10 protein-coding genes, 1 tRNA gene and 1 pseudogene are annotated in these 13,464 nt (G+C 44.4%); 5 read left to right on the forward strand and 7 right to left on the reverse strand.

What is annotated here, in order from left to right; translation table 11 throughout:
- Positions 1-163 precede the first annotated feature (163 nt).
- The 5 genes from ACN6OV_RS07990 to ACN6OV_RS08010 all read left to right on the forward strand — a co-directional run bounded on the left by ACN6OV_RS07990 (position 164) and on the right by ACN6OV_RS08010 (position 5,615).
- Positions 164-240: transfer RNA gene (locus tag ACN6OV_RS07990), tRNA-Met, on the forward strand.
- A gap of 216 nt (positions 241-456) precedes the next feature.
- Positions 457-981 carry a ribosome maturation factor RimP gene (gene rimP / locus ACN6OV_RS07995; RefSeq protein ID WP_427951703.1) on the forward strand — a complete coding sequence of 175 codons (525 nt, stop codon included), beginning with the start codon at positions 457-459 and terminating at the stop codon, positions 979-981.
- A gap of 35 nt (positions 982-1,016) precedes the next feature.
- On the forward strand, positions 1,017-2,501 hold the full coding sequence (gene nusA, locus ACN6OV_RS08000) for a transcription termination factor NusA (protein ID WP_427951706.1): 1,485 nt from the start codon (positions 1,017-1,019) through the stop codon (positions 2,499-2,501).
- Between the two features lie 10 nt (positions 2,502-2,511).
- Complete coding sequence (gene infB, locus ACN6OV_RS08005) at positions 2,512-5,208, forward strand: translation initiation factor IF-2 (RefSeq protein WP_427951709.1); 2,697 nt, start codon at positions 2,512-2,514, stop codon at positions 5,206-5,208.
- Positions 5,208-5,615, forward strand: a complete 408-nt coding sequence (locus tag ACN6OV_RS08010; protein ID WP_427951712.1) for a ribosome-binding factor A — start codon at positions 5,208-5,210, stop codon at positions 5,613-5,615. Before infB ends, ACN6OV_RS08010 begins: the two co-directional genes overlap by 1 nt.
- Positions 5,616-5,749: 134 nt before the next feature.
- Here the strand turns inward: ACN6OV_RS08010 and ACN6OV_RS08015 are convergent, their stop codons facing one another.
- From ACN6OV_RS08015 to ACN6OV_RS08045, 7 genes and pseudogenes are all read right to left on the reverse strand, one after another.
- Positions 5,750-6,151 carry a Na+/H+ antiporter subunit G gene (locus ACN6OV_RS08015; RefSeq protein ID WP_427951715.1) on the reverse strand — a complete coding sequence of 134 codons (402 nt, stop codon included), beginning with the start codon at positions 6,149-6,151 and terminating at the stop codon, positions 5,750-5,752.
- Between the two features lie 11 nt (positions 6,152-6,162).
- Positions 6,163-6,438 carry a monovalent cation/H+ antiporter subunit F gene (locus ACN6OV_RS08020; RefSeq protein ID WP_427951718.1) on the reverse strand — a complete coding sequence of 92 codons (276 nt, stop codon included), beginning with the start codon at positions 6,436-6,438 and terminating at the stop codon, positions 6,163-6,165.
- A complete protein-coding gene (locus ACN6OV_RS08025) occupies positions 6,435-6,956 on the reverse strand; it encodes a Na+/H+ antiporter subunit E (protein WP_427951721.1) in 522 nt (173 codons plus the stop codon). Before ACN6OV_RS08025 ends, ACN6OV_RS08020 begins: the two co-directional genes overlap by 4 nt.
- A 1-nt stretch (position 6,957) precedes the next feature.
- Positions 6,958-8,766: a monovalent cation/H+ antiporter subunit D gene (locus ACN6OV_RS08030; RefSeq protein WP_427951724.1), complete on the reverse strand. Its 1,809-nt coding sequence runs from the start codon at positions 8,764-8,766 to the stop codon at positions 6,958-6,960.
- Positions 8,766-9,131 (reverse strand): Na+/H+ antiporter subunit C, encoded by a 366-nt coding sequence (locus ACN6OV_RS08035; protein WP_078192550.1) that lies wholly within the window; start codon positions 9,129-9,131, stop codon positions 8,766-8,768. The genes ACN6OV_RS08030 and ACN6OV_RS08035 overlap by 1 nt, the downstream gene beginning before the upstream one ends.
- 4 nt (positions 9,132-9,135) lie before the next feature.
- Positions 9,136-11,973, reverse strand: a complete 2,838-nt coding sequence (locus ACN6OV_RS08040) for a monovalent cation/H+ antiporter subunit A (RefSeq protein ID WP_427951727.1) — start codon at positions 11,971-11,973, stop codon at positions 9,136-9,138.
- Between the two features lie 346 nt (positions 11,974-12,319).
- Positions 12,320-13,390: pseudogene (locus ACN6OV_RS08045) on the reverse strand (ATP-binding protein); the annotation flags it as partial.
- Between the last annotated feature and the right edge of the window lie 74 nt (positions 13,391-13,464).

Here is a 13,464-nt window from a genome sequence, read left to right on the forward strand (position 1 = left end):
GGGGTGGAGCAGTCTGGTAGCTCGTCGGGCTCATAACCCGAAGGTCGTTGGTTCAAATCCAGCCCCCGCTACCAATCCTCTGAGATGCAAATCAGTGGGCAATCATTCAAGTTGTTTTAGATTGAAAATGACGAATGAATTGTATATAATTTTTGCATGTTGATGCGGGATGGAGCAGTCTGGTAGCTCGTCGGGCTCATAACCCGAAGGTCGTTGGTTCAAATCCAGCTCCCGCTACCAAGTTTCTAAAAAGAGGCTCACAACTAGGTGGGCCTTTTTGCACAGTGGGCTTTGGTTTTCTGTGTAATAATGGGGCGATTACGCCCTTTTTTATTGGCTATCGTGTAGTGTCGACAGTATTTTGGTCAAACCGTCATGTTTCACTACTACTATAGTTTCGTATTGGTCTGTAGTGGTCATTTCGACCATCGAATCGCACAAATTTGACGAGAGTAAATGAAGCTATCAAATAAAACTCAAGCACTTCAGGACTTAATTGCGCCAGCTGTGCAAGCATGTGATGTAGATCTTTGGGGCATTGATTTCCAGCCTCAAGGTAAGCGTTCAATCTTACGTATTTATATTGACCGTGAAGTTGATGAGAATGCAGCACCTGTGCTCAACGAAGATGGTGAAGTTGAGCAAGGTCGTGGGATTGGCGTACAGGATTGTGTCCGTGTAACGCAACAAGTGGGCGCAATGCTCGATGTTCATGATCCTATTTCAGGTGAATATGCATTAGAAGTGTCGTCTCCAGGTTGGGATCGTCAATTCTTTAAACTGGAACAAATGTCTGCATATATTGGTCAGCAAGTTGCTTTGCGTTTGATTAGTGCTGTGGATAACCGTCGTAAACTCCAAGCAAAACTTGTTGCTGTTGACCTTGAAAATGAAACGATTCAGGTTGAAGTGGAAGAACAGCAAGTATTGGACATCGATAGTCACAATATTGATAAAGCAAATCTGGTTTACCAAGATTAATTCAATAAATAAGAATCTGAACGAATAGGTGACCTATGGCTCGTGAAATTCTTACCGTAGTAGAAACGGTTAGTAACGAAAAAGGTGTAAGTCGTGATGCAATTTTTGAAGCGCTTGAACAAGCTTTAGTTGCAGCGACGAAGAAGAAATTCTACGAGGGAACACACTCGGAAGAAGCTCGTCTGCGTGTAGAAATCGACCGTCGTACAGGTGACTATCGTACTTTCCGTCAATGGGAAGTGGTTGCCGACGAAGATCATGAAATGCCAGCATGCCAAGATGCGATCTCTGATGTAGATCCTGCAAAATGGGCAATTGGTGACATTCGTGAGCTTGAGGTTGAATCAATCGATTTCGGTCGTATTGCTGCACAAATTGCGAAGCAAGTCATTGTTCAAAAAATCCGTGAAGCAGAACGTGCGTTAATCGCTGATGCTTACGAATCTAAAGTTGGTGAACTGATCTACGGTGAAGTGAAAAAACAAACCAAAGACGGTTTCATTATCGACTTAGGTGACAATGCGGAAGCTTATCTTGCACGTGAAGAAATGATTGCAAAAGAAATTTTGCGTCCGAAACAACGTGTCAATGCCATTCTTTATAACGTAAACCGTGAAGGTCGCGGCGCTCAGTTATTACTTTCTCGTGCTAAACCAGAAATGCTAATGGCATTGATGAAGAAAGAAATTCCTGAAATTGCTGAAGAAATCATTGAGATTAAGGCTGCTGCGCGTCAACCTGGCGTTCGTGCTAAAATCGCTGTGAAAACAAACGATCATCGTATTGATCCAGTCGGTGCATGTATTGGTATGCGTGGTACACGTATCCAAGCGGTTCAGTCTGAGTTAAATGGTGAGCGTATTGACGTTGTTGTTTGGTCTGATGATGCTGCACAGTACATCGCCAGTGCTTTAGAGCCTGCAGATGTATCGGGTATCGTGATTGATGAAGAAGAACGTACTGCTGATATTATTTTTGCAACCAGCGATCAGTTGGCGCGTGCAATTGGCTCACAAGGTCAAAACGTACGTTTAGCATCTGAATTGACCGGCTATAAGCTGAATATGATGCTGGAAGAAGAATATCACGCGCGTCAACAAAACGAAGCTCAACAATATTTAGATATGTTTGTATCTCGTTTAGATATTGCTGAAGATCTGGCGATGGCGTTGGTTGAAATGGGCTTCACATCACTCGAAGAAATCGCCTATGTTCCTGCGGAAACATTCGATGAGATCGAGCTAGATGCTGAAACTGTTGAAATGCTTCAAGGCCGTGCAAAAGAAGTTGCATTGGCGGATGCATTGAAACAACAAGAAAACATCCAAGAGCCAAGCGTTGAGCTTGTAGCGATGGAAGGCGTGACGAAAGAAATCGCGTATGCGCTTGCCGCGCGCGGTGTAGTAACTGTAGATGATCTTGCAGATCAAGCCACTGATGATATCGCTGATATTGAAGGTTTAGGTACTGATAAAGCAGGTCAACTTATTATGAAAGCGCGCGAATCATGGTTTAACTAGGAGGTAATATATGACGGACAAGTCGATTAAGGAGTTAGCTCTCAGCGTGGGTCGTCCAGTTGAGAAGCTGCTGGAACAGGTTCGTGATGCGGGTTTACCACAAACTAAACCTGACGATATTATCTCCACTGAACAACAAAATGCCCTCGTTAACCATTTGAAAAAAGTTCATGGTCAGGATGCGGGCAATGCAGGACAAATCACGTTGAAACGTAAAACTACCAGTACCGCAAAAGTGGCGAGTACCTCGGGGAAGGCAAAAACGATTAATGTAGAAGTTCGTAAGAAACATACATTTGTAAAGCCGAATCCTGAACAAATTAAAGCGGAAGCTTTAGCGAAAGCACAAGCCGATCAACAAGCACGTGTACAAGCTGAACAAAAGACTGAAGCGAAAGCTGAAGAGCCGAAACAACAACCGGTGTCTAAAGCAAAACAAGCTTTAGAAGCAATGCGTGCGGCTGCAAAGCAAGAGCATGCGAAGCAAGAAACACCAAAAGCAGCGGTTGTGGTTAAGCGTAAGTCAAACAACAAGCCGATTACTAAGCCTGTTGAAACACCAGAGCAGAAAAAAGCGCGTGAAGCTCAAGCAGCTCAACTAAAAGCAGTGGAAGAAGCAGCACGTCGTAAGTCGGCTGAAGAAGCACAGCAGCGTACGCTTGAACAAATGCGTCAAATGGCATCTAAGTATTCTTCAGAAGATTCAACTGCAACCATCCGTGTTGTTGATGATTCTCCGCTTGCTGCTGGCCTTGTTGGTCAGGCCTATGAAGATTCATTTGCTAAAGAAGACCGTGAAATTAAACGTGGTACCAACACGAATAATTCACGTTCACCGAAAAAAGGCAGTCGCCGTGGTGAAGAGCAATCTTTCCGTGATAACTCCCATAAACGTGGTTTGAAAACCAGCCAAGTAAACAAGCATGGCTTTGAAAAACCAGTTAAAAAACAAGTTTATGATGTTGAAATTGGCGAAACCATTGTTGTTGCTGACTTAGCACAAAAAATGGCAGTTAAAGTTCGTGAAGTTATTAAGTCACTCATGAAAATGGGCGAGTTAGTCACTCAGAACCAAGCAATTGACCAAGAAATTGCGGCACTGATTGTAGAAGAAATGGGCCACAACCCAGTATTAATTTCTGATACACAAGCCGAAGATAACTTACTTGAAGCAGCTGAAGAAGCACGTGGTATTCAAACCACACGTCCACCAGTCGTTACCATCATGGGTCACGTTGACCATGGTAAAACATCGCTTCTGGATCGTATTCGTCGTGCCAAAGTTGCTCAAGGCGAAGCGGGCGGTATTACTCAGCACATCGGTGCTTACCATGTGAAAACTGAGAAAGGGATTATCACTTTCTTGGATACTCCGGGACACGCAGCATTTACTGCAATGCGTTCACGTGGTGCGAAAGCGACGGATATCGTGGTGTTGGTTGTTGCAGCAGATGACGGTGTAATGCCGCAAACTGCGGAAGCCATTGACCATGCGCGTGCAGCGGGTACACCAATCATTGTTGCTATCAACAAGATGGATAAAGAATCTGCTGATCCAGATCGCGTATTGAACGAATTAACCACGAAACAAATCGTACCTGAAGAATGGGGCGGTGACGTTCCAATCGCGAAAGTATCTGCGCATACAGGTGCAGGTATTGACGAACTTCTCGATTTGATCTCAATTCAAGCCGAACTTCTTGAGCTGAAAGCCTCTGAAGAAGGTGCGGCACAAGGTGTGGTAATTGAAGCACGTGTGGACAAAGGTCGTGGTGCGGTGACTTCGATTCTGGTTCAAAACGGTACATTGAAAGTGGGTGATCTGGTTCTTGCAGGTTCATCATACGGTCGTGTACGTGCGATGACAGATGAAAATGGTCAACGTATTAAATCAGCAGGTCCTTCAATTCCAGTGGAAATTTTAGGTCTTCCTGAAGCGCCAATGGCGGGTGACGAAGTTCTTGTTGTGAATGACGAGAAAAAAGCACGTGAAGTTGCTGATGCGCGTAATGATCGTGAACGTCAAAAACGTCTTGAACGCCAATCTGCGATGCGTCTTGAAAATATTATGGCGTCAATGGGCAAAAAAGATGTGCCGATTGTCAACGTGGTATTGAAAACTGACGTACGCGGTACTTTAGAAGCGCTTCATGTTGCACTTGCTGAACTTGCAACGGACGAAGTGAAAGTTCGTATTATCGGTTCGGGTGTAGGTGCGATCACTGAGTCTGACGTAACACTGGCAGAGTCTTCTGAAGCAGTACTTCTCGGCTTTAACGTACGTGCAGATAGCACTGCGCGCCAAAAAGCAGATGCTGACGGTATCGACATTCGTTACTACTCAATCATCTATCAATTGATTGATGATGTGAAAGACGCGATGAGTGGTAAATTGGCACCTGAACACCGTGAAACAATTCTGGGTGTTGCTGAAGTACGTGAAGTGTTCCACTCAAGTAAATTTGGCGCTGCTGCAGGTTGTATGGTACTTGAAGGTACATTACACCGTAACAAACCGATTCGCGTACTTCGTGATGATGTGGTGGTGTTCCAAGGTGAACTTGAATCTCTACGTCGTTATAAAGAAGTGGTGGAAGATGTTCGTGCCGGTATGGAATGTGGTCTTGCAGTTAAAGGCTATAAAGACATCAAAGTACAAGATAAGATCGAAGTGTATGATGTTCAATTGATTAAACGGAGTCTTTAATGGCGGGTAGTCAACGTCTGAAGCGCATGGCGGATACAGTACAACGCGAGTTGTCAGAACTGATCCGTCAGGAGCTGAAAGATCCACGCTTAGGTGGTCTTGTGACCATCTCTGCCGTGAAGGTGAGCCCAGACTTAGGATATGCCGAAGTTTATGTGACTGTAATGGGTCGTGAACTGGGCGATGAGCAAAGTGAAGCAGCAAATAAAGAAACCTTAGATGTCTTGAACAAAGCTTCAGGTTTCTTGCGTCACGAATTGAGTCGTCGTATCAAAACACGTATTACGCCACGTTTACGTTTCCATTACGACAAAACCAATGCGTATGGCAACTATATGTTTGGTCTTATTGCGGAAGCGGTGAAGGATCTACCTCCTGCTGACGATGCAAAAAAAGATGATGAATAATTCAGTTCACTGAATGAAAAAAGCCACCTTCGGGTGGCTTTTTTGTGTTTGAGGTAAACAATTTATAACGATAAGTATTTAAAAATGATGTCTCTTAAAACAAGATTTTTTAAACTCAGTTGGATGATCGCATCTTAATCAAGATCATCCAGTTTGGTATTGGTTTTGGGATGAAAAGCACGACGGCGAGTCCGTTGCCAAGGCAGCGGGCGATTCAGTGCTTCAGGGACTTCACCACTCATTGAGCGTAGACGTAAATGTATTGCTGCCTGTGCAATTAAGTTGGCCGATACTGGCGCTGTAATAAAGGCAAACAGCGTAATCAGTACTTCGGCAAAACCGAAACGGCCTTGAAAAGCGGCATAAATAATGGCAGCGATTAAAAAACTACCTAAGCCTAATGTACTGGATTTTGTCGGTGCATGAAGTCGCATGAACAAGTCGGGAAGGCGAACCATACCAATACCACCGACCAACATGAAAAATGCGCCAATGATGAGAAAAATTGAGACTAGGATTTCCATTAGCAATTGCATGTTATGTACTCCTAATCAATTACATGGCCAGTGGTGAAATAGCGCGCCAAGGCTGCGGTTGAGACAAAGCCCAGCATAGCAACCAAAAGTGCGCCTTCAAACATTGCAGTACTGGCCCAATAAATTCCTAAAATGACAATCAAACAGGTGGCATTTAAAAATAAAGTATCCAATGCCAGGAGTCGATCCACAATTGATGGCCCCATGACCAGTCGAACCAGACACAGCAGCATAGAAATGGTGACTGCAATCAGGCAAATTCCAAGCGCATAAGGTAAAACAGTCATACCGATTCTCCTGTATTTACGCCAAAAATTTGCAGCAATGGCTTTTCATAGCGTGCTTTAATGGTCTGAATTTCAGCTTCTGGGTCCTCAGTGCTCAGCGCATGCACCAAAATATCTCCACGATCTTGGTCAATTCCGGCAGTGACTGTGCCCGGTGTAGTGGTAATGATCATTGCCAATAAGGTATTCACTTCTTCATGTTGTGAATCCAGTGGGACACGAAACCATTTTGGATGAATGTTGTGTGAAGGACCAAGCACCAATTTAGCGATCAGGATATTACTGATAATAATATCCCAGACCACCACAAAGAATAATTTAATCGCTTCCAACCAATTGATATTGGGAGTGTGATCAATGAAGGGGCGGACTAAACGCGGAATGATAATGGCAAGCAATAATGCCATAGTGAGGGTTGCTGCATCGAGACTATGCGCCAACATCACCCAGCTGAGACCGACGATAACCGAAACCAAGGGATGAGGGAGCCAACGGCTTAGCACAGAAACTTGAGACATATTAAGGTGCCTCCATAGGTTTAAGCTGAGTGGTGTCAGATTGCGTCTCGTCCACCGCTTGTTTATTCATTTGCTGTTGTTTGTACTGCGAGATATGTTCACCTTGCAGTGTTTCAGGTGCAATCAATGCAGGAATTAAATGCGCATTAGGATCTGCCGATTCACCGCCATATTTGGTTTCTGGTAAATTTTCAGGGTCATAAGGTTGCACACTGATGACTTGCCCTTCTGCATCTTTTTTCAATAATAATTGCTCATACAGGGCATTATTTTGAATTTGATGCGCGGTTTTTTGGGTGTAGTCATAAATCGGCGCAGCAAAAGCCATATAGGCGATCAGTCCCGCCAATAATACATAGATGGCTTTATCATTGCGTCGTGGTGCTTGAACGGGCAAGGCTTGATAACGTTGATATTCTTCAGTATTAACATCATTCTCAGGTTGAGTCGCACGCCAAAATAGAATGAAACCAACGCGGGTAAAGGCAATGATACTCAGTAAACTGACCAGCAAAATCACTAAAATAATGATGATTTGATAAGGTGAATCTGCAGTGGCCTGCAAGATAAAGACTTTGCCCAAGAAACCACTAAATGGCGGTAATCCAGCCATCATTAAGGCAATCAGGAAGTAGCACACAGCAATCGCATTATGCTGTTTCATACGTGGTGCAATTTTAAAATGATCTTTAAATTCGCCACGTTGCGAGGTGATCCAACCCGATAGCAGATAAAATGCCGCAGCAATTACAGTACTGTGAATCAAATAATACAGTCCAGCGGCCCACGCATCACCATTGAACAGAGAAATGGCCACCAAAATTGTTCCGACGGAGGATAAAATCATAAAGCCAACAAAACGGCGTAAACGATCTGTCCCCATAGCCGCATAAGCGCCGTAGAGTGAGGTAATTAAGCCAATTGGCAATAACCATTGCTGTAAAATTTCACGACTCAAGGCATCATCAAAGACCGTGCCATTGACCCGTAAAATGGCATACACCCCAACCTTGGTCATGATGGTAAATAATGCTGCAACAGGTGTTGTTGCCACAGCATAGGTTTTTGGCAGCCAAAAACCGACCGGTAACATTGCTGCTTTAATTCCAAATACGGTAAATAGCAGCAATCCGCCTGCGACAGCGATACGGTGTTCATCTGCGTCCAATAAGGGCATTAAACGTGAAACATCGGCCATATTTAAACTGCCGACACTGCCGTAAATCATCCCGAGACCGATCAGAAATAGGGCAGAAGCGAATAAGTTGATGGTCACATAATGAATGCCGAGCTGAAAGCGCGCTTTGCCTTGTCCATGCAACAGCAACACATAGGAAGCCATCAGTAAAATTTCAAAGAAGACAAACAGGTTGAATAAGTCGCCTGTGAGGAAAGCACCGCATAAGCCCATGAGCAAGAAATGACACATGGCGTGGAAATAGCGACCACGTTCATCCCACTCTTTACTGGCAAACCACATCACAGGAACAGCCAATGCGTAAGTGAGCAGCAGCATGAAAGCTGAAAGTCGATCAAGTACTAGAACAATCCCAAACGGTGCTGCCCATTCACTCAAGTTGTATACAAGGACTTGACCTGAACTGGTCATGACCAAATAGCTGATCGCGGTAATTAAACCCACAATACCCGAGACATAGCTAATGCCACGGCGCCAAGGTTGTCGCCAGTCCTGTGCTAAGGAGCCGGAACCGGGATTGCCTAAAAGTACTAAAATAAATGCAGTAAATGCGGGAATTAAAATACTGAAAACAGGACTATGGGTTGTCCAAAACTGGATGAGGTCATGCATCATGGCTCATCCTCCCGTGGGTCAATCTGCGGTATTTCTTCTTTCGAGTCCACATGATCTGTTCCCGTTTCATAACGACTACGTAGTGCAAGTTGCACAATAAATGCTGTGGTTGCAAAGCCGATCACAATAGCCGTCAGTACTAAAGCTTGAGGTAGGGGATCGGTGGCTTTGGTGGTTTCTGTCAATACTGCAGGAGCATTAATATGAATGCGTCCCATCACAAATAAAAATAAGTTCACTGCATAACCAATCATCGCTAGACCCAGTACCACTGGAAAGGTACGTGCTCGCAGGATGAGATAGACCCCGGTCGCAGTTAGTAAACCGATCGCTGAGGCAAGTAAAAATTCTAAACTGATCATCTTCTTAGCCTCTTGGAACTGGACCAGACATACTCGAGTGACGCGAGTCGCCTAAGACGGAAATCATCAACATGGTCGCACCCACGACCGTAATATATACCCCAGTATCGAATAGCGCCGCAGATGCTAAATGCATTTCGCCTAAAATCGGTGGAGACACATAAATATGTGCACTGGTCAGGAATGGACGCCCCCATAACCATGCTGCAATCCCGGTAAGACCAGCAATAGTTAAACCAATCCCAATCCAGATTTCATAGAGACGACCTGATTTTGCGCCAATCAATTGCTCGGCACGGTCTTGACCTACTGCAATATATTGAATCACCAAGGCCAATGAGGTAATCAGACCAGCAATAAAGCCGCCGCCTGGCAGGTTATGTCCACGTAGGAAAATATACAGACTGACCACCAAGGCCAGAGGTAAAATCCATGATGCGGTAATACGCAGCATCAACGGGGAGGGGTTAAAGCGATAGCTTAGACCTTGGGTCATGGTGGTACCGTGAGCACGCATACCATCCATCATACAGAGGGTGCCAATCGCTGCGATTCCAAGGACGGTAATTTCACCGAAGGTATCGAAACCACGGAAATCGACCAGAATCACATTCACTACATTGGTGCCGCCGCCAAGCGGAATCGATTGCTGCATAAAGAACCATGAAATCGAATTGTGATCACGGGTCATGATCAGCCATGCAATCCATGCAATCCCCAAACCGGCAATAATTGCAATCAGCGCATCACGCCAACGACGTGACAGGCTCGATTCATACGGCGTGAGCTGTGGTAATAGGGAGAGGCTCATGAGCAGTAAAACGGTGGTCACGACATCGACGGTAATTTGGGTTAGCGCCAAATCAGGTGCAGAGAAACAGATAAATACCATGGTCACGACGAGACCAACAGCACCACTAATCAGCACCGCTTTAATCCGCTCATGATGGAACCACAACATCATCCAACATGCTGAGAACAGCAGGAGCCATAAGACAATAGCAATTACCGGTGCATGTACAAGCTCACGACTGCCTGTTCCGATACCTTGTAGCCAGAATGGAACGGTGACTAGAGCAACGGTAAAAATCAGGATCCACAATAAATAGCTTTGTAATTTGCCATTTTCAGTCCAACGACGGAATTTACGTGAACTGAGCAATAATTGTTTTAATGAGGCTTCAAACAGCAATTTACCTTGAAATCTGCCCAGAATTGGATCGAAGTCAATACGACGCAGTTTTCCACCTTTGGCCAAGGCAAAGTAGAAAATGAGACCACCAGCAAGCGCAATGATACTCATCACTAACGGTGCATTGAAACCATGCCAAATTGCAAGATGTGCGCCTTCAAAGCTTGGATTTTGAATACTGGCACGCGCGGTACTATTGACAATCGGTTCAACCAACAGGGCAGGGAATAAACCGACCAAAATACAGAGTGCTGCAAGTAAAGTAGCTGGGGCACGCATACCGAAAGGTGGTTCATGGGCATCTTTATTTGGAACTTCTTTGCCTAAAGGACCATCAAAAAATACCCCATGTACCAGTCGGACCGAATAGGCAACGGCAAAAATCCCTGCGAAGGTTGCGATGATCGCAGACAGGATCATCACCGGACCAGATAAGTTGGCGAGTAGCTCAGTAAAGAACATTTCCTTGGACAAGAAGCCATTGGTCAATGGTACGCCTGCCATGGATGCCGCAGTGATCATGGTTAAAGTTGCGGTAAACGGAAGCAGTTGCCACAAGCCCGAGAGTTTACGTAAATCACGTGTGCCTGATTCATGGTCAATAATCCCGGCAATCATGAACAGTGCCGCTTTGAAAGTTGCATGGTTAATAATGTGGAAGATGGCCGCAGCCACAGCTAAAGGTGAACCAATCCCCAATAAACAAACAATTAAACCCAGATGACTGATAGTCGAATAAGCCAATAAGCCTTTTAAATCTTCTTTGAAAATGGCAAAGAAGGCTGCCATACACAGGGTAAATAGGCCGACAAAAGTCACAATATTGTGATATAGCGCAGCGCCTGCAAAAATCGGCAATAAGCGCGCAAGCAGGAAAATCCCCGCTTTCACCATGGTCGCAGAGTGTAAATAAGCCGAGACAGGTGTCGGTGCTGCCATGGCATTCGGTAACCAGAAATGGAACGGAAATTGGGCACTTTTGGTGAATGCACCGATTAAAATCAGCAATAAAACGGGTACAAATAAAGCATGTTGCTGAATCTGCTCACTCATCAGCAGGATTTGATCAATCTGATAGGTCCCTGTGATTTGCGCCAGTAAAACAAAGCCACCCAGCATGCATAGACCACCCATACCGGTAATGGTTAGAGCCATGCGTGAGCCACGTTGTGCAGCATCATAATTGCTCCAGTAACCCACCAATAAAAAGGAGGAAATACTGGTCAGTTCCCAGAAAATCAGCAATAAAATTAAATTATTAGACAATGAAATGCCGAGCATGGCGGCCATAAAAAGCATGAGTAAAACATACAGTTTACTGAGGGAGTTTTTCGGGCTGAGATAGTAATAGGCGTAAATAAAAATTAAGGTGCCGATACCCGTAATAAGCAAGCAGAATAATAAACCCAGCGCATCGAGACGGAAGCTAAAATCAATCCCTGCTTGTGTCAGCCAAGGCCAAGTTTGAATAATGGTAGCGCCATTAAAAACGGCTTGAGCTTGTGTGAGGAGTAAAACCAAACTGCTCAAGCTAATGGCAATTGCTCCAATAGCCGTTACCCCGCGCGAGAATTGCTTCAGCCACGAGACAAGTGTTGTGCCTAGTATTAACGGTAACAATATAATAATCGGTAGCACACTCGTATCCATTGTCATGATTAGGCCGTGAAACCTAGGTAAATTTCATCTTTCAAGGATTACAGGACAGCAAAGAGCAGTCCAAAAAATTCAATCTTGAAAGCCATGTGTGTCAAAAAAATTAAAAACAAGCTGTGTTGCGCAACTCGTGAGGCGATAGCAATTTCCGATGTTAGTATGGAAATCGCAAATAAAACCGATCATATTACATGCGTAAAACAACATCAATCTTTTTTATGAAGCACGTCAAATATTATACGCCTGCTGAAACCCTGATGGGGGTATCGTTAGGGCCTATAGTTTAAATTTACAACAGCTATAGCCAAGATGACGGATTAAACTGATGATTGGTGATTGATCACAGAGCTTGTGTTGTATTTTGGTCACCCGGTGGAGTTAAGGCTTGCAGCAGTTCTTGCTGTTGTTGTTCATTGAGCTGACTGTGAATCAGATGCAGTATATTTTGCACCTGATCTTGGTGCTGCTCAGGTTCTTTTAATTCTGCTGTAACAGTTTTGCTTTCAGCATTTTCATTCGCATCGAGTAGCAGTTGTTGATAGATCTGCGCATAGGTTTCCTGCATTTTTTCTATTTCAATCGTGAATAGTTTTTTATTCACCAAGCGCAAGCATTGAAAACGTGAGGCCTGTTCAAGCAGTTCAGGCCGATTACCCGTAGCAATAATTTGTAGTCGTGGAAAGGCTTGATTCAGTCGCGGTAAAATCACTTGCGCCATGTTCTGATCCAATTGATGGTCAATCGCATCAATCAATAAAATACCATCGCCTTCTTGGCATGGGTACAGGCTATTCGGATTGAGTAAGCAGATTCGGCGCACAACATCACCAATCAAAGCCACCAGATTTCGCACACTATTCGACAATTGCTGGAACAGCATGTCTTTGCCTTGATAGCAAACCATCAGTTGCAGTTTCGGATGATATTGCAGGTAGATATCGCTGATATCCGGCAAGATAATGGCGATGGCCTGGCGTAAAGCGCGTAAGGAGGGCGCATGCAGATCGGCCTGTGCTTGAGCGAGTTTATGTCCAAAGAGATTAAAATCCGCGTCAGTACTGTGGGATGAATCTGATCTGGCTTGGGGATGGAGTAAATTTTGGATGATCTGAGCACTTTGTGCATTTTCAATGTCGGAAATTTCACGGAACCACTCAAAAAAACGAATAAAAGTGGTAAATGGAATTGCCGAAATTTCATAAGCATGTAAAGGCTGAAAGATTGCGGGGTTGTTCTTATTTAAAATACTGACATCATTAACAAAACGCTCCGCTGGATAATACGCAATCAGCGGAAGGCCAAGCAGAGGGTCTACGCTAAGGGCTTTTTGATAGAGGCTGACCATGGCTTCTAGATGTTGAGTTTCAACTTTGCTCAGTCCAACGCCTTGGCTATTTAAGGTTTTATATATAGCTAAATACTAAATAAATCATTACAGTAATCTTTAAATAATTTATCAATATCTTTAACTCTAAACTTAGTTCG

Source organism: Acinetobacter sp. (assembly GCF_050285345.1).
Taxonomy (GTDB): Bacteria; Pseudomonadota; Gammaproteobacteria; order Pseudomonadales; family Moraxellaceae; genus Acinetobacter.